The organism is Streptomyces sp. 8N616, from assembly GCF_052246385.1.
Taxonomy (GTDB): Bacteria; Actinomycetota; Actinomycetes; order Streptomycetales; family Streptomycetaceae; genus Streptomyces.
This window is the reverse complement of the sequence record NZ_JBQQBY010000019.1, coordinates 25,101-46,857: the sequence shown is the minus strand read 5'-3', so window position 1 is coordinate 46,857 and position 21,757 is coordinate 25,101. Positions and strand designations below refer to the sequence as shown.

Here is a 21,757-nt window from a genome sequence, read left to right as displayed (position 1 = left end):
CGGACCGTTGAACGGACCAGGACCGCCGTAGAGCACGCCTGTCACAGCGTCGGGCTAGCCGGACGGCGCCGCGCCCTCGTCGGTCCGGCCCGCGCAAGCCGATACGAACGCGGTCAGGCCTGGATCTTTCATGTGACGCAGCAGCAGACCGGCCAAACCGGCGACCTGCGATCGCTGCGGCCGTCACGAGCGGACGATCCGCGATCGCTGCGCCTGTCACAACCGGACCAGGCCCCGCCCGTCCGGCTCCCTCAGCACCGAGCACACGCCCCTGAGCGCGGACTCCAACTGCGCGATCTCCGCGTCGCTCAGGTGGACCGACGGCTCGAAGCGCAGAGTGTTCACCGCACTTGCGGTGGGGAAAGTGCGGATGCGGTGCTCGCGCAGCAGATACCCGGCGACCGCATAGCCGAGAACCGGGGCGTGCTCGCGGATGGCGGCCGAGGCGGCCCGGGACTGGTCGTGGAACTCCAGTCCGAGCAGAAGACCCTTGCCGCGTACGTCCTTGACCACGTCCGGGAAATCGGCCCGGACCGAGTGGAGCATGTCCTTGAGCCGGCCACCGCGCTCGGTGGCGAGCCGGTACGCCCTGCCGCCGTCGGCTTCCAGCATCTCCAGCACCCTCAGGGCGATGAGGCACGAGAAGGCGTCCTTGGCGAAGGTCGAGCTGTGCAGAAGTTCGAACTCCTTGCGGTAGCGGGCCCGGCTGACGAGCATGACGGCGGCCTTGGCGAGCCCGCCCCCCAGACTCTTGGCCAGCGTGTAGTAGTCGCCCCGCAGGCCGATGTGGGAGCTGGCCAGGAAGGCCCCGGAACGGCCCATGCCGCTCTGCACCTCGTCCACCACGACCGGGCAGCCGATGGCCGCGCACGCCCGCTGGATGTCCCCCGCGAATTCGGGTGTGATCACATTGACGCCGCCCTCGCCCTGGATCGGCTCGAGGACGAACGCGCAGAAGACCGGGGCATCTCGTTCGACGACGTGAACGGCGCCGTCGTCGGTCACCACGTCGAGCAGGCTTGACCGTGCGCTCTCGATGATCTCCCGGAGCACGTCCGGCCGCCCGGGAGGCACGAACCGCGCTTGCGCGGCCAGCGCCCTGAACGGTGTCCGGTAGCCCTCGTTGTGCGTGAGCTGGACGCTGCCCACCAGCTTGCCGTGGAATCCCCCTTCCAGCGTGAGGAACAGCGGCGGCCTGGCCAGCACGGCCGCGTTCCTGCGCCGTATCTCCGCTGCCAGGTCCTCCCATCCGCCGGAGGCGCTGCTGCCCTCGGCCAAGCCCAGCAGCGTACGGGCGCTGCCGGAGATCTCCACATCACCGCGCAGGACCGCCGAGTGCACATCCTCGATGTGCACCTCGACCTCGTCGGCGAGCGCTCGTAACCGCATGCTCCGGTCGAGTTCGGCGTGCTTGAGCGCGGCTTCGACCGCTTCGGCACCGCTGTTGGCGAAGACCGCGGCGTAGGACTCGCCAGTTCCCAGCTCGCGCTGGATGATCACGTTCAGGGCCCTGGCCACGTCGTTGGCATAGGGATGCCGCGAGAACTGGGCGTGCACCGGGACCTGAGAGTCCAGGAGCTTCTGCGCGTACGCGACGATCTCCGGGTTGTTGTGTCCGAAAATCAAGGACCCGTAGCCGCCCGCGAAGTCCACGACAGGCACTTCTCGACGATTCTCGTCCAGAGCGTAGAGAGTGTTTCCCTCGGCGCGCACATACTCCACGTCGAGCCCGACTGAGGCGAGCCATTCGAGCAGATGAGGTTCGGCCAGACCCGGCTCTGCCGATCCCGCACTCGCGGGTCCCGATTCTGCGGACAAGGAATTCATGTCGTCCCCTTTCGACTGCGGCAACGGATGGCCCCCGCACGTGGTTCGACCACGGCTCGATACGCATCGACGACTTTACCGACCGGCGGAAATACTCGGTCACAGCGCGGTAACCGGCTGCTCCGGGAAAGGTGCCGAGCGGCCGGTTACCCGGCAGTGAGCAATCGGTAGGAATGCGCCGCCTACCTTTTCAGCATGGGAAAAACAAAGGCTACGACATGAATTCCGCGTCCGCCCAGGCCACCGCTGGTTCCTCGCAGTTGACGGCCTCCTCCACCCTGCGCGAGGTCATGTCCCGGTTCGCCACGGGGGTCACAGTGATCACCGTCGGCGGGGAACACGTTCACGGCATGACCGCCAACGCCTTCAGCTCGGTGTCGCTGGATCCGCCGTCGGTGCTGTGCTGTGTCGCCCGCAGCGCGGTGATGCACCAGGCCATCACCTCCAGCGGGCACTTCGCCGTGTCCATCATGGGAGCCGTGCAGGAGGAGCTGGCGCGCTTCTTCGCGGACAAGCAACGGCCCCTGGGCCCCACGCAGTTCCGCGGGATCGACTGGCGGCCAGGCCCCCGCACCGGCGCTCCGCTGCTGGCGGGCTCGCTGGCATGGCTGGAGTGCGAGGTGGCCGAGGCATACGGCTTCGGCGATCACTCGATCTTCGTCGGCAACGTCCTCGGCGCGAGCTGCGGCTCAGCCCGTGAAGGACTGCTGTTCTTCGGTGGCGCGTTCCAGCGGGTCGCCCCTCACACCCCACAAGACTCGTGATGGATACCTCCGTCGTCACCAGAAAGACGCAGGACACACCCCCGGCACAGGCCCCGCCCCTGGCAGCCGCAATCGGCGAAGCCTTCGCCAGGGCCCTCAGCGAGGGCCTCAGCCGTGCGGCCGGCGGGCGCTCGAGGACGATGGCCCGGGCCCGGACCGAGACCCTCAGCCGTGCGGCCCGCGAGCGCCCGAGGACGGCGGCGGCCCCGAACACCGGCCGCGAACCGCAGGCGTCCCCGGCCGCCCGGAGGCTGCTGAGGCTCCATGCCGCCTCGATCGAGCGCCGCTTCGCGTCCTCACTGCCGACGATCCTCGATCCGCCGGACGGCCCCGACACGAGCCTGCGAACGGCTCTGATCGCCCGTACCCGCCGCATCGTCACCGCCGCGACGGCGGCGGACGGGCAGCCTGCGCCTCGGGCACCCGCTGCCGAGGGCATACGCATCGGCCCGTACCGGGCTGCGGCCTCCACGTTGCTGATGGAGTGCGTCATGCTCCAGTTCCTGGAGAGCGGCGGGCACGGCGCCGCAGCGGCACGCTTGCAGGCGGAAGCGGTACGGGCGGTGGGGCATTCCGTACGGCGAGCCGACGCCACCGTCCCAGCGGCGGGGAGCCACGCCAACTGCTGTTGGCAGGAGAGTCACGGCGTCGTCCGTGACCTGCATGACCACCTCGGCCGGACACTCGGCACCGCCGCCCGGCTCCTGGAACCGAGCGCGCAAACCGACTCGTGAGCCAGGACGGATGGCAAGAGTTACTCCCCCCGGACTGAGTCCGGGGGGAGTAACTCTTGCACCCTTGCCACAGCCTCCCTGATGGGGCGGCGACTCGCCGCCGCCGCGCCATGAAGGGGCCCGTCACATCAGGTTCTTGACCTGGCGTGAGATCAGTGCCGCGATCTCTTCCTCGTGCCCGTTCAGGTAGAAGTGGCCTCCGGGGAAGATTCTCAGCTCGAAGTCACCTCCGGTGTGTTCGTCCCAGGCGCGGGCGTCGTCGATCGTGGTGACCGGATCGGCGTCCCCGACCAGGGCGGTGACGGGGCAGCGCAACGGTCGTGCGTCCGCCGGGAATCTGTAGGCCGCGAGTGCGGCGTAGTCGGCCCGGATCGCGGGCATGATCATGGCGAGGAGCTCCTCGTCGCCGAGCAGCCTGGAATCGGTTCCGCTCAACGACCTCATCTCGGCGAGCAGTCCGGCGTCGTCCTTCAGATGCACCGTCTCGGGGCGGGGACGCGACGGCGCCCGCCGCCCCGAAACGAAGAGGGCGCCGGGCGTCACGCCGACCCGGTCCTCCATCCGCCGTGCGACCTCGAAGGCGACCAATGCGCCCATGCTGTGTCCGAAGAGGACCACCGGTCGGCCGGTCCACGGCTCCAGTGCTCCGTAGACCTCGTCCGCGAGCTCGGTGATGCTGCCGATCGGTGCCTCGGAGCGCCGGTCCTGGCGGCCGGGATACTGCACGGCCAGCGTCTCGGTGTCCGCCGCCAGGGCCGCGGACAGCGGGAAGTAGGAACTCGCCGAGCCTCCCGCGTGCGGAAGGCAGACCAGCCTCACCCTGTCGCCCGTCCCGGGCGCAGCCGAATGGAAGCGGCGGATCCATGCGCCGTCCGATGCGGAGGTGTACGCCATGGTGCTGGGTGTTCCTTTCTGGACCGTCGACCGGCGGGGAGCCGGTCGATACCGGGCCGGTGTCAGTCGAGTTCGTCGATGAGGGCGAACAGCTCCTCGTCCGTCGCGGAGTCGAGGTCCTGACCGGGGGCGGCGTCCTCCTCAGTGCCGCTGTAGGCAGCGTGTGCGATCTCCAGCAGTTCCCGCAGTCGCAGCGTGATCCGCTCGTGCGTCCCGTGAGCGCTTGCGTCCGAGACGGCGGACCGCAGGGCGGCCTCAAGCCGGTCCAGGTCCGCAAGGACGGCCGAGTCGGCGGGCGAGTGGTCCGCGTCCTGGGCGAGCCGCCCGACGAGGTAACCCGTGAGGGCGGCTGGGGTGGGGTGGTCGAAGGCGAGGGTGGTGGGCAGGCGCAGGCCGGTGGCGGTGCCCAGATGGTTGCGCAGCTCGACGACGGTGAGGGAGTCGAAGCCCATCTCCTGCAACGGCCGGTCGTCCTCGACCCCACCCGGATCCGCGATCCCGAGCACGCCGGCCACGTGGGTACGTACCAGATCCGCCAGCGCCCGCTCCCGCTCCTCCGGGGACAGGCCGGACAGCCGCTGGGCCGGCGACGCCTCCGCGGACCGCGCACCGGCCGTGCCGTGAGCGGCCGAACGGCGCTGAGACACGGGCACCAGACCGCGCAGCAGCGGGGGCGGCGCAGTCTGCGCCCGGAGCGCGGAGGTGTCCAGCCTGGTGACGGCGAACACGGCCTCGTCCGTCGCGAGGGCCGCATCGAACAGTTCCATCGCGTCGCCGGAGGGCAGCGGCCGCAGCCCCATGCGGGCCAGTCGGCGCAGGTCCGCCTCGGACAGATGACCGGACAGCTCGCTCGCCTGCTCCCACAGGCCCCAGGCCAGGGAGGTGCCGGGCAGCCCGTGGGCGCGGCGGTGGGCGGCCAGGGCGTCCAGGAAGGCGTTGCCCGCCGCGTAGTTGGCCTGCCCGGCGGTACCCAGCAGACCCGCGACGGACGAGTACAGAACGAAGGCGGACAGGTCGCGGTCGCGCGTCAGCTCATGCAGATTCCACGCCGCGTCCACCTTGGGCCGCAGCACCCGGTCCAGCTGCTCCGGCGTCATCGCTGCGGTCACACCGTCGTCGAGTACGCCGGCGGTGTGCACGACGGCGGTCAGCGGATACTCGGCCGGAACCGCGGCCAGCACCGCGGCCAGCGCCTCCCGGTCCGCCGCGTCACACGCCGCGAACGACACGTGGGCCCCCAGCTCGACCAGTTCGTCGTGTAGCCGTGCCGCCCCTGGGGCGTCCGCACCCCGGCGGCTGAGCAGCAGCAGACGACGCGCTCCCCGTTCGGTCACCAGATGCCGGGCCAGTACGCCGCCCAGCGCGCCCGTCGCGCCGGTCACCAGCACGGTGCCGCCGTCCCACGACGGCTCCTCACGCCCGGCGGCCGGGACCGACCGGACCAGCCCCGGCACCCGCAGCTCACCTTCCCGCACGGCCACTTGGGGCTCCCCGCAGGCGACCGCCTCGGCGAGCAGCTCGCCGGAGGTGTCCAGGTCCACCAGCACGAACCGACCGGGGTGCTCGGTCTGCGCCGACCGCACCAGCCCCCACACGCCTGCGTGTGCCAGATCGGCCACGTCCTCGGCGCCGGCGGCCACCGCACCGCGCGTCACCACCACCAGCCGCGAACCGGCGAACCGCTCCTCGGCCAGCCACTCCCGCACCAGCCCCAACGCCTCCGCCACGGCGGTACGCGCGTCCCCGGCCGCGTCGAGCAACGGCACGACCACTGTGCCGGGAACCTCCTCCGGCACCGCGCCCAGATCCGCACAGACCCGTACGGAGGGACCGAGCCCCAGGGTGTCCTCGCCCACCACAGCCCAATCCGCGCCGCTGTCCCCGGACTCGCCCGTCGGCAGGCTCGTCCAGCGGACGGGGAACAGGCCGTCGCGTACGACGGATGCGGTGTCCCGTAGCGCGCCCCGGGACAGCGGCCGCAGCGCCAGCTCGTCCACCGACGCCACCGGGGCGCCCGTTCCGTCGGCAACCGTCAGCGACACCGACTCCGGGCCGGTCGTCGTGAGCCTGACGCGCAGCGTGGTCGCCCCGACGGCGACGACATTCGCCCCCGACCATGCGAACGGCAGCACGGCCGGTGCCGCGTCGTCGGCCACGCCGGGCAGCAGGCTGTGCAGCGCGGCATCCAACAGGGCCGGATGCAGGGCGAAGCGTGCCGCGTCCGCACGCTGCTCCTCTCCCAGCGCCACCTCGGCGTACAGCTCCCTTTCGGCCTTCCACACGCGGCGCAGCCCTTGGAAGGCGGGCCCGTAGGCGTAACCGCGCTCGGCCAGCCGCTCGTACACCTCCTCAAGCCCCACCTCGACCGCTCCGGCAGGCGGCCACACCATGAGGCCCAACGCGGAGTCAGGGTCGGTGAAGGTGTCCGGGGCCAGCAGGCCGGTGGCATGGGTGGTCCACGGCCGCTCGCCGTCGCCCGCGTCATCGGGCCGCCCGTACACCTCCAGCCTGCGGCGGCCGTCCTCGTCCGGTTCGCCCACGACGATCTGCACCCGCGTCCCTGCGCGCTCGGGCACCACCAGCGGCACGGCGAGCGTCAGCTCCTCCACCCGCGCGCAGCCGACCTCCTCGCCGGCCCGGACGGCGAGTTCCAGCAGGCCTGTCGCGGGCAGGAGCACGGTGTCCTGTACCCGGTGGTCGGCCAGCCAGGGGTGGGTGTGACGGGCCAGCCTGCCGGTGAACAGGTAAGCGTCGCGGTCGGCCAGGGCGACGGCGGTGCCGAGCAGCGGGTGGTCGGCGGCGCTCAGGCCGAGCCCTGCGGCGTCGCCGGAGGTGGCCGGGGCCGGGAGCCAGTACCGCTGGTGCTGGAAGGCGTAGGTGGGCAGGTCGACGCGGCGGGCGCCGGGGAACAGCGCGGCCAAGTCCAGCCGTCCGCCGCCCAGGTGGGTACGGGCGAGCGCGGCGGCGAGGGTTGCCGTCTCCGGACGCCCGGCGCGCAGGAGGGGGGCCAGGGTCGCGCCGTCCCCGGTCCCGGTCTCCGTCTCCGTGAGGCATTCCTGGGCCATGGCCGTGAGCACGCCGTCGGGGCCCAGCTCCAGGTATTCGGTGACGCCGGCGGCCTGGAGGGTCCTTACGCCGTCCTGGAAGCGGACGGCTTCGCGGATGTGGCGGGCCCAGTAGTCGGGTGAGCGCAGCTGTTCGGCGGTGGCCGGTTCCCCGGTGACGTTGGAGACGACCGGGATGCGCGGCTCGTGGAAGGTGAGGTCGGACAGGGCCGTACGGAAGTCGTCGAGGACGTCGTCCATGTGTGGGGAGTGGAAGGCGTGACTGACCGGAAGGCGCGTGGTCTTCCTGCCGCGGGAGCGCCACAGGTCGGCGATCTCGTCCACGGCGCGGGCGTCACCGGAGACCACGGTGGCCCGCGGGCCGTTGACGCCCGCGACGGCGACCGTGTCGCCGTACGCCGCGAGCGTCTCGCGGACTTCGTCCTCGGACGCCTGGAGCGCGGCCATCGCCCCGCCCTCGCGGGCGGCTTGCATGAGCCTGCCACGGGCGATGACGACCGAGCAGGCGTCGGCCAGATCCCACACACCGGCCAGGTGCGCCGCGGTGACCTCGCCGATGGAGTGGCCCAGCAGGTAGTCCGGGACCACACCGTAGTGCTCGATCAGCCGGTACAGGGCGGTCTCGACGGTGAACAGCGCGGCCTGGGTGAAGGCGGTCTGGTCCAGCAGCGCCGAGTCCGCGGAGTCGGCCGGGGCGAACAGGACGGTTTTCAGCGGGCGGGGCAGCGCGGGGTCGAGGTGCCCGCACACCGCGTCCAGGGCGGCGGCAAACACCGGTGAATTCTCGTACAGTTCGCGGCCCATGCCCAGGCGCTGGCTGCCCTGCCCCGTGAGCAGGAACGCCGTCCGGCCGCGGCCCGCGCGGTCTCCTCCGCCGCGCAGCACGTTCGGTGCGCCCTCGCCGCGGTCGAGGGCGGTGAGCCCTGCCAGCAGCTCGTCGCGGCCGGTGCCGACGACGGCCGCGCGGTGCTCCAGGGCGGCGCGAGTGGTGGCCAGCGAGTAGCCGACGTCGACCGGGGATATCCCGGGCCGCTCGGCGAGGTGGCGGTGCAGCCGTTCGGCCTGGGCGCGCAGCGCCGCTTCGTCGCGGCCGGAGAGGAACCACGGCACGGGGATCGCCGCGCCGGCGGTGACCGGGGCCGGTGACGGACCGGAGTCCGGTCCGAGATCCGGGTCGGGGTCGCCCTGCTCGACGATCACGTGGGCGTTGGTGCCGCTGATGCCGAAGGAGGAGACACCCGCCCGGCGCGGGCGGCCCGCGTCCGGCCAGGGCCGGGCCTCGGTCAGCAGGGCGACCGCCCCGGCGTCCCAGTCGACGTGCGGCGACGGCTCCTTGACGTGCAGCGTGGGCGGCAGGGAGCCGTGCCGCATCGCCTCGATCATCTTGATGACGCCGCCGACGCCGGCCGCGGCCTGCGCGTGGCCGATGTTGGACTTCAGCGAGCCCAGCCACACCGGCCGGTCCTCGGGCCGGTCCTGTCCGTACGTCGCGATCAGCGCCTGGGCTTCGATGGGGTCGCCGAGCGTGGTGCCGGTGCCGTGTGCCTCGACCGCGTCCACGTCGGAGGGCGGCAGTCCCGCGTTGGCGAGCGCCTGCCGGATGACCCGCTCCTGCGACGGGCCGTTGGGCGCGGTCAGGCCGTTGGACGCGCCGTCCTGGTTGACCGCCGACCCGCGGACGACGGCCAGCACCCGGTGGCCGTTGCGCCGCGCGTCCGACAGCCGTTCCACCAGCAGCAGACCCACGCCCTCGGCCCAGCCCGTGCCGTCCGCCGCTGCGGAGAAGGACTTGCAGCGGCCGTCCGCCGACAGGCCGCGCTGGCGGGAGAACTCCACGAAGGTGTTCGGCCCGGACATCACGGTGACGCCACCGGCCAGCGCCAGGTCGCACTCCCCGCCGCGCAGCGCGCTCGCGGCGAGATGCAGGGCGACCAGGGATGACGAGCAGGCGGTGTCGACCGTGACGGCCGGGCCCTCCAGACCGTAGGTGTAGGCCAGGCGGCCGGAGACGACACTGGAGAGGTTGCCCGCCAGCAGGAAGCCCTCGAACTCCTCGGGGGTCTTCGGCAGCCGGGAGGCGTAGTCGTCGTACATGGCCCCCGCGAAGACACCGGTGTTGGAGCCGCGCACGGTGGCCGGGTCGATACCGGCGCTCTCGAACGTCTCCCAGGCGGCCTCCATCAGCAGCCGGTGCTGCGGGTCGGTGGCGACGGCTTCGCGCGGGGACATGCCGAAGAAACCCGGATCGAACAGGTCCGCATCGTGCAGGAATCCGCCATGCCGGGTGTACGAGGTACCGGTGTGCTCCGGGTCGGGGTCGTACAGCCCCTCCAGGTCCCAGCCGCGGTTCGCCGGGAACTCGCTCACCGCGTCGACGCCGTCGGCGACCAGCCGCCACAGGTCCTCGGGCGACGCCACGCCGCCGGGGAAACGGCATGCCATGCCCACGATCGCGACCGGCTCGTCCGCCGCGGCCGTCCGTACGGCGGCCACGGCCGCGGGCGCTGCGCCCGAGACCCGCTCGTGCACGTACTCCGCCAGCGCGGCGGGCGAGGGGTGGTCGAACACGGCGGTGGCGGGCAGCCTCAGCTCCGTGGCGGCGCCCAGCCGGTTGCGCAGTTCCACACCGCCCAGGGAGTCCAGGCCGATGTCCCTGAAGGACCGGTCGGGGTCGACGCCGCCCGCGCCCGAGTGTCCCAGCACGCCTGCGGTCACAGTGCGTACCAGGTCGAGCACCGCGCCCGGCCGTTCGTCCTCGGGGAGCGCGGCGATCCGCCGCGCCCAGTCCCCGTCGTCCCGGGCGGACGCGTCGTCGGCGGCCGCCGCACGGCGTGTACGAAGGCGGGGAGCGGAGCCGGCCACGTCGCGCAGGATCGCGGGAACCGTGCCGGTCCCGGCGCGGGGCCCGGCCGGTGTCAGCAGCGCCGGTACGAGCAGGCTGTCGAGGGCGCCGCCGCCCGCCAGCGCGAGGTCGAACAGAGCCAGGCCCTGCTCCGGCGCGAGCGGCGCGATCCCGGCGCGGGACCAGCGGGCGAGGTCGGACTCGCCCAGCGTGCCGCCCATGCCGTGGGTGCCGTCCCACAGGCCCCAGGCCAGGGAGACGGCGGCCAGCCCGTGGGCGCGGCGGTGGGCGGCGAGGGCATCGAGGCCGGTGTTGGCGGCGGCGTAGTTGGCCTGCCCTGCCGTGCCGGTGAGGCCGGACACCGAGGAGAACAGGACGAACGCCGCCAGTGGCTGATTTTTCGTCAGCTCGTGGAGGTGCCAGGCCGCGTCCGTCTTGGGCCGCAGGACGTCCCGGAGCCGCTCGGGGGTGAGGGATTCGACGGTACCGTCGTCGAGCACGCCCGCGGTGTGAAGGACCGCGGTCAGCGGGTGCTCGGCAGGCACGCGGGCCAGCAGGGCGGCGACGGAGTCGCGGTCGGCGGCGTCGGCGGCCGCCACGGTCACCTCGGCGCCCAGCGCCGCCAGTTCGCCCGCGAGGTCGGCGGCGCCGGGGGCATCCGGCCCCCGGCGGCTGCTGAGCAGCAGGTGACGCACGCCGTGAGCGGTGACGAGGTGCCGGGCGAACAAGGCGCCGAGCCCGCCGGTGCCACCGGTGATCAGCACCGTGCCGTCAGGGTCCAGGCCAGGTGGGGTGGTAGCCCCTGGCCCGTCCCCGGCTTCCGGCGCCGCCGGGCCCTCCGGCACGGCCCCGGCCTCGGCCCGCGCCCCGGCCTCCGGTACCGCTCCGGCCCCCGACGAATGCCGGGTCCCCGGCCGGGGCGCGGGCGCCGCACCGCCCGCCTCCGGCCGGGGCGCCCGCACCAGTCGCGGCACGCGCAATTGCCCGTCCCGCACCGCGATCTGGGGTTCCCCGCCGGCCACCGCGGCGGCCAGCAGCGCGTCCGCGTCCTCGGCGTCCCGGTCACCGTGGTCGAGGTCGACCAGTGTCACCCGCCCCGGGTGCTCGGACTGCACCGAGCGAAGCAGGCCCCATACGGGCGCGGCGGCGGGTGCGGTCACGTCCTCGCCGGGCAGGACGGCGACCGCCCGTGTGGTGACGACCACCAGCCGGTGGTCGGTCAGGCGCTCGTCCGCCAGCCATTCCTGCACCAGCCGCAGGATGCGCGCCGCCGGCTGGTGCGCGTCCCCGGCCACGGCATGACCGCCGTCGTCCGCCGGATCACCGATGCGTACGACGGCGGTCATGCCGGCGCCGTCGTCGCCGTACGCCGTGGTCAGGTCGGTCGGATCCTCGGCGCTGAGCTCGGCCCACCGGGGCGCGCCGCCTTCGGGAGCGGGGACGGCCGGCCACCGCAGGACCCACAGGGCAGCGTCGGTCCCGGTGGCCGGTGCGAGCCGCTCCCGGGCGACCGGGCGCAGCGTCAGGGATGCGACGGTGGCGACGGGCTCGCCGACGGGGTCGGCGAGAGTCAGCGAGGCGGAGCCGCTGCCGGTGGCGGAGATGCGTACGCGCAGCTGAGTGGCTCCGGCGGCGTGCACGGTCAGGCCGCTCCACGCGAACGGAAGGTGGATCTCGCCGGGTGCCGCCCCGTCCGCCGCGTGCAGCACCAGCGGGTGGAGTACGGCGTCGAAGAGGGCAGGGTGCAGGGCGAACCGGGCGGCGGCCTCCCGCTGGTCCTCGGGCAGCCCTACCTCGGCGTACAGATCTCCGTCGGCGCCGCGCCACAGGGCGTGCAGGCCCTGGAAGGCGGGCCCGTAGTCGTAGCCGAGGGTGGCGAGCCGGTCGTAGACGTCGGCGAGCGGCTCCGGCCGGGCGCCGGCGGGCGGCCACTGGCGCAGGTCCCCGGTCGCGGCAGGGGCTGTGGTGCCGAGCGCGCCGGACGCGTGCCGGGTCCACTCCCCCGGCTCGCCTTCGCCGGCGTCGGGCCGGGCATGCACCGTGAACGGGCGGCTGCCGGAGGCGTCCGGCGCGCCGACCACGATCTGCACCCGTACGGCCTGACGCTCTGTCAGAGACAGTGGCGCCTCCAGCGTCAGCTCCTCCACCAGCGGCGCGCCCGCCCGGTCGCCCGCCGCGACGGCCAGTTCCAGGAAGGCGGTGGCCGGTACGAGGACCCCGCCGCCGACCGCGTGGTCGGCCAGCCAGGGGTGGCCGCTCAGCGTGAGCCGGCTGGTGAGCACCAGTTCCTCACGATCCGCGAGTTCGACCGCGGCGCTGAGCAGCGGGTTCCCGGAGGCGTCCAGGCCCAGGCGGCGCGGGTCGCCGCCGGCCTCGGGCACCAGCCAGTAGTGCTCGCGCTGGAAGGCGTAGGTGGGCAGGTCGACGGGAGTGGCGTCGTCGGAGAAGAAGGAGGCCGTGTCGAGTCGGGAGCCCGCCGCGTAGGCCTGGGCAAGCCCGGTGACCAGGGTGCCGGCCTCGGGGCGGTCGCGGCGCAGCAGCGGTACGACGGTGGCCGGTTGGCCGTCGGCGGGGGAGGCGAGGGACGCGTCGGCCATGGCGGACAGGACCGCGTCGGGCCCGACCTCCACGAACACCGTGGCGCCCTGCGCCCGCAGGGTGCGTGCGGCGTCGGCGAAGCGCACGGCCTCGCGGATCTGCCGCGTCCAGTACTCCGGGGACCGCAGTTCGCCTTCGGTGGCGAGCTCTCCGGTCAAGGTCGACACGAGCGGGATCGCCGGCGCGTGGTAGGTCACCGCGGCGGCAGTCTCCCGGAAGTCGTCCAGCACATCGTCCATGTGCGGGGAGTGGAAGGCGTGGCTGACGGTGAGTGCGCGGTGCCTGCGGCCGCGGGCCTGCCAGTGCGCCGCGACGGCGGCCACGGCATCCGCGTCACCGGAGATCACCACGGAGTCGGGACCGTTGACGGCGGCGATGGCGACCTCGCCGCCGCGGCCCGCCAGGGTGGGTGCGATCTCCTCCTCGCTCGCCTGGATCGCGGCCATGGCGCCGCCGGCCCGCGCCGACTGCATCAGACGGCCCCGGGCGGCGACCAGCCGGGCGGCGTCCGCAAGCGACCACACGCCTGCGACGTGGGCCGCGGCCAGCTCTCCGATGGAGTGGCCCGCGACCAGGTCCGGGGTCAGACCGTGATGCTCCAGCAGCCGGTACAGGGCGACCTCGACAGCGAACAGCGCGGGTTGGGTGTAGGCCGTGCGGTCCAGCAGGTCCGCGTCCCCGCCGTCCCCGCCCTCCCCGTCGGCGAACATCACCGCGCGCAGCGACCGGTCCAGGTACGGGTCCAGCTCCGCGCACACGGCGTCCAGGGCCTCGGCGAAGACCGGGAACGCCTCGTACAACTCCCGGCCCATACCGGGGCGCTGCGCCCCCTGCCCGGTGAACAGCAGCGCCGTGCGGCCGGCGCGGGCCGCGCTGCCGCGCACCAGGCGCGGGTCGTCCTGCCCGCGTGCGAGGGCGTCGAGCCCGGCCAGCAGGTCCGCGGTGCGGGTGCCGGTCACCACCGCCCGCTCCTCGAAGGCCGTACGAGTCGTGGCCAGCGAGAGCCCGAGGTCGGCCGGGCCCGGCCCGGGGTGGTGGCGCAGGTGGTCGCCCAGCCGCGCGGCCTGGGCGCGCAGCGCCGCCTCGTCCCGTCCGGAGACCACCCACGGCACGGGGGCGGCCGCCTCGGCGGCGGCCGGTTCCGGGGCGGGGTCGCCCTGCTCGACGATCACGTGTGCGTTGGTGCCGCTGATGCCGAACGAGGACACGGCCGCGCGGCGCGGGCGGCCGGTCACCGGCCACGGCCGGGCCTGGGAGAGCAGTTCGGCGGCGCCGGATGACCAGTCGACGTGCGGGGTGGGTTCGTCGGCGTGCAGGGTACGCGGGAGGGCACCGTGCCGTATCGCCTCCACCATCTTGATCAGCCCGCCCACGCCCGCGGCGGCCTGCGCGTGCCCGATGTTCGACTTGAGCGAGCCCAGGAACACCGGCTCGGCGCCGTCGCGGTCCTGCCCGTACGTGGCCAGGATCGCCTCGGCCTCGATCGGGTCGCCGAGGGCGGTGCCGGTGCCGTGCGCCTCCACCGCGTCGACATCCCGGGCGTCCAGGCGGGCGTCGGCGAGCGCCTGGCGGATCACTCGCTCCTGCGACGGGCCGTTCGGTGCGGTCAGGCCGTTGGACGCGCCGTCCTGGTTGACCGCAGAACCGCGGACGACCGCAAGCACCCGGTGCCCGTTGCGCCGCGCGTCCGACAGCCGCTCCACCAGCAGCAGACCCACGCCCTCGGCCCAGGAGGTGCCGTCGGCGGACGCCGCGAAGGACTTGCTGCGGCCGTCGGCGGCGAGCCCGCGCTGCCGGGAGAACTCCACGAACATCCCCGGCCCGGACATCACCGTCACACCGCCCGCCAGGGCCAGCGACGACTCGCCCGAGCGCAGTGACCGTACTGCCATGTGCAGGGCCACCAGCGACGACGAGCACGCGGTGTCCACGGTGACGGCAGGGCCGACCAGGCCCAGCTGGTAGGCGATACGGCCGGACATCACGCTGGCGGTGGTGCCGGTCAGCACGTGGCCCTCCACGCCGTGGCCCGTCTCGTGCATGCGCGGCCCGTAGTCCAGCGCGGTGCCGCCGACGAACACGCCCGTACGGCTGCCGTGCAGCGACCGCGGATCGAGACCGGCGCGCTCGACGGCCTCCCAGGCGGTCTCCAGCAGCAGCCGCTGCTGCGGATCCATGGCGAGTGCCTCGCGCGGCGAGACGCCGAAGAACGCGGCGTCGAACTCCCCTGCGCCGTGCAGGAATCCGCCCTGGTCGACATAGCTTCCGCCGGAGCGGTCGGGATCCGGGTCGTACAGGCCCTCGTCCCAGCCGCGGTCGGCCGGGAACGCGGAGATCGCGTCCACGCCGCCGTCGACCAGCCGCCACAGGTCCTCCGGCGACGCCACCGCTCCGGGGTACCGGCAGGCCATGCCGACGATCGCGATCGGCTCGCCGTCCCCGGCGCCCCGTGCCGAGGCGGCGTCCGCCGCACCGCCGTCGTCCGTGCCCATCAGCCGCGCCAGCAGGTGGTCGACGAGGGCGGCGGGGGTGGGCCGGTCGAAGAGCAGGCCGCTGGGCAGCCGCAGCCCGGTGGCCGCCGACAGACCGTTGCGCAGCTCGACCGCCATCAACGAGTCGACGCCCAGGTCCTTGAAGGTGATGTCGGACCCGACCTCCTGCTCCGCCCGGTCCGCGTCGTGGCCGAGGACGGCGGCGGTGTGCGCAAGGACGGTGTCGGCCACGGCGCGGCGGCGCTCGGCCTCGGGCAGGGCGGCCAGCCGCTCGCCCGGACCGTCGAGCGGTGCGGTGGTCTCCTCCTGCGCAGGCTCGGGTGCGGCACCCGGCAGCGGTACGGGGCCACGGGCGCCGCTGTCGATCCAGTACCGCCTGCGCTGGAACGCGTACGTGGGCAGGTCGGTACGGCGCGCGCCGGTGCCCTCGTACGCCGCCGTGAAGTCCACCCGGCCGCCCCGTACGAAGACCGTGGCGAGCGCGGCCACCAGGGTCTGCGGTTCGGGTCGGCCCACCCGCAGGGCGGGCACCGAGGCGGCGGCGCCGGGGTCGCGCACGGAGGCGTCCACCATCGCCGAGCACACGCCGTCCGGGCCGAGTTCGAGGTACGTGCTGACGCCCTCGTCCTCCAGGGTCCGGGCCGCGTCCAGGAACCGCACCGGCCTGCGCACCTGCTCCACCCAGTAGTCGGGAGAGCGCAGTTCTCCGGCGGTCGCGGGCCTTCCGGTGACGGAGGAGACGACGGGGATACGCGGCTCGTGGAAATCCAGTTCCCGCGCCACCGCGTGGAAATCGGCCAGCATCGGCTCCATCAGCGGGGAGTGGAAGGCGTGTGAGACCTGCAGACGCTTGGTCCTGCGCCCCCGGGAGGCCAGTTCGCCGGTGATGTCCGCGAGCGCGTCCGCCGCTCCGGAGATCACTACGGCCGTGGGGCCGTTGACGGCGGCGAGGCCCGCCTCCTCCTCGCGTCCGACCAGCAGCGCGGCCACTTCCTCCTCGGTGGCCTCCACCGCGACCATGGCGCCTGCGGCGGGCAGGGCCTGCATGAGACGCCCCCGGGCGGCGACCAGCCGCGCGGCGTCGGCCGACGAGAGCACGCCCGCCACATGCGCCGCGGCGATCTCGCCGACGGAGTGCCCGGCGAGCCGGTCGGGCACCACTCCCCACGACTCGGCCAACCGGTACAGGGCGACCTCGACGGCGAACAGCGCGGGCTGGGTGAAGCCGGTGTCGTCCAGCCCCTCACCGGAGGCGATCACCTCCCGCAGCGGCCGCGGCAGCAGCGGGTCCAGATGGGCGCACATCTCGTCGAACGCCTCGGCGAACCGCGGGAACTCCTCGTACAACTCCAGACCCATGCCGGCCCGCTGACTGCCCTGTCCGGTGAAGACGACGCCGAGGCCGCCGGGCCGCGCGGTGCCGGATACCACGCCCGGCGCGGGCCGCCCCGCGGCCAGCGCGCGCAGGCCGTTCAGCAGCCCGTCACGCCCCTCGGTCCGGTCGGCGAACACGACCGCCCGGTCGCTGAACACCGAGCGAGTGGTCGCCAGGGACCAGCCGATGTCGGCCGGGTCGGGCGCGGCCACGGAGGCCCCGCCGTCCGCTGTGGCCGCCGGGGCCGCGGAGGCCCCGGCGGTCACGAAGCCGTGCAACCGCTCGGCCTGCGCGCGCAGGGCGTCCCCGCCGCGCCCGGAGAGCACCCACGGCAGGACGGTGGGGGGTGGGGATGTCCTGCGGGGGGTCTCCGGCGCGGCGGGGACGGTCTTGGGGGACTGGGCCACCACGACATGGCAGTTGGTGCCGCCCATGCCGAAGGAGCTCACGCCCGCGAGCAGCGAGCGGTCCGGGTGGGGCCAGGGGGTCAGTTCGCGCTGTACCGACAGACCCACGTCGGCGAGCGGGATCCGCGGGTTGGGGGTGGCGAAGTTACGGCTGGGCGGCAGCATGCGCCGGTCCAGGGCGAGCAGCACCTTCAGCAGCCCGACGATGCCCGACGCGCCCTCCAGGTGCCCGATGTTGGTTTTGGCCGAGCCGATCAGCAGCGGATCTCCGCCGTCGCGCCCGGCGCCGAGGACGTCGCCGAGCGCCGCCGCCTCGATCGGGTCGCCGACCGGGGTGCCGGTGCCGTGGGCCTCCACGTACTGCACCGTGCGCGGGTCCACCCCGGCGCGCTCGTACGCCTGGCGGATCACCTGCTCCTGTGCCGTGCCACTGGGCACGGTCAGGCCTGGCGTGGAACCGTCGTTGTTGACCGCGCTGCCGCGGATCACGCCGTGGACGCGGTCACCGTCGGCCAGGGCCCGCTCCAGGGGTTTGAGGATCACCACGCCGCCGCCCTCGCCGGGTACGAACCCGTTCGCGCGGGCGTCGAAGGCGTAGCTCTCGCCGTCCGGTGACAGCGCCCCGAACCGCTCCTCGGTGACCGTGTTCTCCGCGAGGATGTTCAGGTTCACCCCGGCGGCGATCGCCGCGTCGGCCTCCCCGGTCCGCAGGCTCTCACACGCCAGGTGGACGGCGACCAGCGACGACGACTGCGCGGCGTCGACGGTCAGGCTCGGGCCGCGCAGATCCAGGTGGTACGACACCCGGTTGGCGATGATCCCCCGGTTCAGGCCCGTCATCGTGTGCTGGGTGATCGCCTCGGTGCCGTGCTGGTAGAGCAGGCTCGTGTAGTCGTCCCGGAGCGTGCCCACGAACACCGCCGTACGGCTGCCCCGCAGAGTCTCCGGCACGATGCCCGCGTCCTCCAGCGCCTCCCAGGCCAGCTCCAGGACGAGCCGCTGCTGCGGGTCCATGGTGGCCGCCTCACGCGGCGAGACACCGAAAAAGGCTGCGTCGAAGTCCCCGACCCCGTCGAGAAAACCACCGCGCCTGCCGTGCGGTCCCTCGGTGAGTGCGCTCGCACCGGTGCTGAGCAGATCCCAGAATTCCTCCGGGCTGGACGCCATCGGCAGTCGGCAGGACATCCCGACGACAGCGATTTCCTTCATTACCGACCCCCAAAGACCAAGAACCAACGACCGAAGACCTGTAAAGCGCGTAACCCCTGAGGAAAGCGAGTGATCAACAGTCTGCTTGAAGCGACCCCAACGCCCGGTCACACTCCGGTAATCCTCTTTTCGGGACCCGGGGGTGAGCCCGGCGTTGCCCGGCGATGAGAGCGCGGTTGAGCCACACGGCCCAGTGCGGCCGGGCCCCACATCCCGGCCCGCCCCCCCCCGCCGCGGCTCGGGAGAAAATCACAAGTGGCAGCGGCGCACAGCGCTTACCGCGGCATGACCGGACATTGGGCACCCGGACCACACAACACCTGTGGCATCGCCCCGACGGATCGAGAACACTGCCGTTCTCGACCAGGCGGCATGGTCACGGAAACCGCAGATGGGACCGGCATGAATTTCCCGTCACCGGATCACCGGAGCCCGGATCGCTGATGCGGAAATGGCTTTACCCGGTTCTGCGCCCGGACTTCGGGGACCAGAACGAATCGCGTTCTCCGGTCCCGCACCGTCCCGCCGGCCCAGCTGCCTCCTGGATCGCGCTCTGGGCGCCGATTGACCGATACCCGCATGTCCCGCCCGGCGGCCGCGCATTACCTGACATGCGGTATGCGCAGAGTGGCGGACCAGCCTCCGCGTTTCAGTTCGATGCTGCTGAGCTGGGTTGATTGCACTGACGGTGGTTGTCGGTCATGCGGCGGCAGGTGGGCATGGCGAGGGCCCGGCGCGCCGACCGGGTGCTCCGTGGTCCCTCGGTCGTGGGCGGACGGGGTCAGTGTTGCTGGTCAGGTGGCTGGCCTCGGCAGCGTCGCGAGGCGGGCGAATGCACGGTCAGTTCCTGGCGCCTGGGCCAGGTGGCGGCGATCCGCAGGCGTAGGCGGCGCCCGCCGCGGGTGATGCGGGCTGCCGCATGCGGCAGCCGGTAGCGGAGCTTCTTCGGCTCAGCGGTGGCCAACTCGCCGTCCAGCACCAGTGTTCGGCTCTAAGGGATGTCCTACGTTTCAGACGTGGGTCTGAGCCGGCATTCGTACGATCGGAGGCCCGGGGGCTCCGGGTATGGCTGTAAGCAGTCGCTCAACCAGAGTGCACGCCGGGCGGCCTGGCGGATGATCCGCCGAGAGGAGAACATCGACGACGACGCGGCCTGACGCGCCCGGCCCGCCAGCCCCTCCTGACCGGCCGCTCCGCCTGGTCAACCGCCGCGGCGGAACGGAGGGCCGCGATCACGGGCGGGCCGTGGATGGGGTGGGACCGGACGGGTGCTTCCGCCTCGGCACCGATGCAGACGGGAACGGCTCCATAGCCGCCCAGCGGCCAGGAGAACCATTACCTCACCGACTCGGTCGAAGCCCTGAGCACCCTGATCACCGCCATCAAGGCGGGGGCAAAGCCGACCACCCGCTATAGCTCTGCGGCCCAACGCCACCAGGGTGCGCCTCTCAGCGGGACCACATGGCCACGCGAACACCTGGAGTTGGCCCGCGGCCGGCGGGCGCTCGGCAATCATGGAGTGCCGCGGAAGTCTGTGGCTCGGCGGGATGGCCCGCCAACCCGGACCGCGGCGAACGCAGATCAGCGCGAACGACGGGACGGGGCAGAACGCGTGGCGCAGGCACGGAGGATCGGCGACCACGGCCGTTATGAGCTAATCGAGGAGATCGAGTCCGGCGGCATGGGCACGGTCTGGCGGGGTTACGACGCCGTCCTCGACCGGGAGATCGCGGTCAAGCTCATCCGGTCCGACGCTGTCGCCTCGCCCGCACAGGCGAAGGAGTTCGCCAGCCGCTTCCAACGTGAGGCGCGCGTCACCGCGCGAATCGGGCACCACGGGGTGCCGCAGGTCTTCGACGCGGTGCTCGACGAGGCGTCGTACGACCGGCTGTACCTGGTGATGGAGTACGTGCGCGGTACGTCCCTGCGCAGAGTTCTCGCGGGCACGGGCGAGGAGGGCGGAACGGCGGCGCTGCTCCCGGTGAGCTGGGCCGCCTCGATCGCCGCACAGATCTGTACGGTCCTGTCATACGCCCACGCGATTCCGGTAGTGCACCGCGACCTGAAACCGGACAACGTCCTGATCGCCGCCGACGGCACGGTCAAGGTGCTGGACTTCGGAATCGCGAAGCTGCTGCGCACGGACGTCACCCGGCTGACCGCCACCGGCAGCCCGATCGGCACCAGCCGCTACATGTCGCCCGAACAGATCGACGGCGCTCAGATCACACCGCTCAGCGACCTCTACGCGCTCGGTTGCGTGCTGCACGAACTCCTCGCCGGGCAGCCGGTCTTCAACGGTGACAGCGACTACCGGCTCATGCGCCAGCACATGGACGAGCTGCCGGCCCGGCTGCGCACGTTACGGCCCGAGGTGCCGGAGGCACTGGAGGCACTGACCCTGGAGTTGTTGGCCAAGGCGCCCGAGCAGCGCCCGGCCGACGCGTACGCGGTGTACGAGCGGCTGCTGCCGCACCTGCCGCTGCCCGGAACCCTGCCCGGCAGCGGCGGCCCTGCGGCCTACACCGACGGCGGCGCCGCGCCGACCGGGGTTCCCGACCCGACGGTGGTCTACCGGCAGCCGAACGCGCCCCTGCGGCGGGCCCCGGCGCCCGTGCCCTCATCCGAGCCGACGGCTCCTGCGCCGGCCCCGATGCGCGCCGACACCGCGCTGCGGGACGCGATCCGGGACGCGTACGCCCGGTCCGCCGACCTCGCCGACGGCGGGCGGTTCACCCAGGCCGCGGACGTCCTCAAGGCGGCGATCGGCCCGGCCGCCACAGCGCTGGGCGCGCAGAACCCCCGTGTGCTCGGTCTGCGACGGCAGCGCGCGGCCGTCCTCATGGCCGGCGGGGACTTCCGCCGCGCCCTCCCGGAGTTCGACGCGCTGGCCGCCGCCTACGCCCGTACGGCGGGCCCGTCCGGCTGCGATGCCCTGGAGCGCCGTAGGCACGCCGCCCACTGCCGGGCCAACCTCGGCCAGGCCACCGCTGCACTGCGCGAGTTCCAGGACATCCTGGAAATCGAGGATGTCCGCCACCCGTACGTTCAGGAAGCTGGAGACGGTGTTGGGGTCCTCCGGTGTGCGCAGGACGACATCGGGTTTGTCGTCGGTGGGCCCGCCGCCTGGGTTCATGATGATCCAGCTGTTGGCGACCTTGACGATGCAGGGGTTCTCATCCAGCACCACCCGTCCACCCAGTACGTCGGCGTAGAACGCCCGCGAGCGAGGGACATCGCTGACCGTGAGGAAGTGCGTGAGTACCAGGCCCTCGGCCGGTGCAGGAAGGTCCTTGGCTGTGGCGCCGGCAGACGTGACGTCGGACATATGTCGAGCGTATGGCGCGCATGGCCGTGAGGCATTCTCAGCCGGTGCGCTTCTCCACCTGGGAAGCGCCTCCGGTTGGTCCGGGAACAAGGACCTCGCCGACCGACCGCCGGAATTGCTCTCAGAGCTCGCTTACCGAGGTGTCGGAGAACTCCGAGCCGGCTCGCGAGCGGGAAAAAGCCGGTTCAACTCGTCCAGCCCCCAGCACGGGTACCAATCCAT

Annotated in this window: 6 protein-coding genes and 1 pseudogene; 3 read left to right on the top strand and 4 right to left on the bottom strand. The window is 73.0% G+C overall.

Annotation, left to right across the window (positions count from 1 at the left end):
* Positions 1-216: 216 nt before the first annotated feature.
* Positions 217-1,827 carry an aspartate aminotransferase family protein gene (locus ACTWQC_RS18790; RefSeq protein WP_443316877.1) on the bottom strand — a complete coding sequence of 537 codons (1,611 nt, stop codon included), beginning with the start codon at positions 1,825-1,827 and terminating at the stop codon, positions 217-219.
* Positions 1,828-2,045: 218 nt separating this feature from the next.
* Between ACTWQC_RS18790 and ACTWQC_RS18785 the strand changes: the two genes are divergently transcribed.
* Both ACTWQC_RS18785 and ACTWQC_RS18780 read left to right on the top strand, forming a co-directional pair.
* Positions 2,046-2,591 carry a flavin reductase family protein gene (locus ACTWQC_RS18785; protein WP_443316876.1) on the top strand — a complete coding sequence of 182 codons (546 nt, stop codon included), beginning with the start codon at positions 2,046-2,048 and terminating at the stop codon, positions 2,589-2,591.
* The gene (locus ACTWQC_RS18780) at positions 2,591-3,325 is read left to right on the top strand and encodes a hypothetical protein (RefSeq protein ID WP_443316874.1); all 735 of its coding nucleotides are present in this window, start codon (positions 2,591-2,593) and stop codon (positions 3,323-3,325) included. Before ACTWQC_RS18785 ends, ACTWQC_RS18780 begins: the two co-directional genes overlap by 1 nt.
* 123 nt (positions 3,326-3,448) lie before the next feature.
* On the opposite strand, the gene ACTWQC_RS18775 is transcribed toward ACTWQC_RS18780, so the two are convergent.
* From ACTWQC_RS18775 to ACTWQC_RS18765, 3 genes and pseudogenes are all read right to left on the bottom strand, one after another.
* Positions 3,449-4,219 carry a thioesterase II family protein gene (locus ACTWQC_RS18775; protein ID WP_443316873.1) on the bottom strand — a complete coding sequence of 257 codons (771 nt, stop codon included), beginning with the start codon at positions 4,217-4,219 and terminating at the stop codon, positions 3,449-3,451.
* A gap of 62 nt (positions 4,220-4,281) precedes the next feature.
* Positions 4,282-18,207 carry an SDR family NAD(P)-dependent oxidoreductase gene (locus ACTWQC_RS18770; RefSeq protein WP_443316872.1) on the bottom strand — a complete coding sequence of 4,642 codons (13,926 nt, stop codon included), beginning with the start codon at positions 18,205-18,207 and terminating at the stop codon, positions 4,282-4,284.
* Positions 18,208-19,001: 794 nt separating this feature from the next.
* A pseudogene (locus ACTWQC_RS18765) lies at positions 19,002-19,198 on the bottom strand (transposase); the annotation flags it as partial.
* 621 nt (positions 19,199-19,819) lie between these two features.
* On the opposite strand from ACTWQC_RS18765, the gene ACTWQC_RS18760 reads away from it, so the two are divergent.
* The gene (locus tag ACTWQC_RS18760) at positions 19,820-21,565 is read left to right on the top strand and encodes a protein kinase domain-containing protein (RefSeq protein ID WP_443316871.1); all 1,746 of its coding nucleotides are present in this window, start codon (positions 19,820-19,822) and stop codon (positions 21,563-21,565) included.
* Positions 21,566-21,757 lie beyond the last annotated feature (192 nt).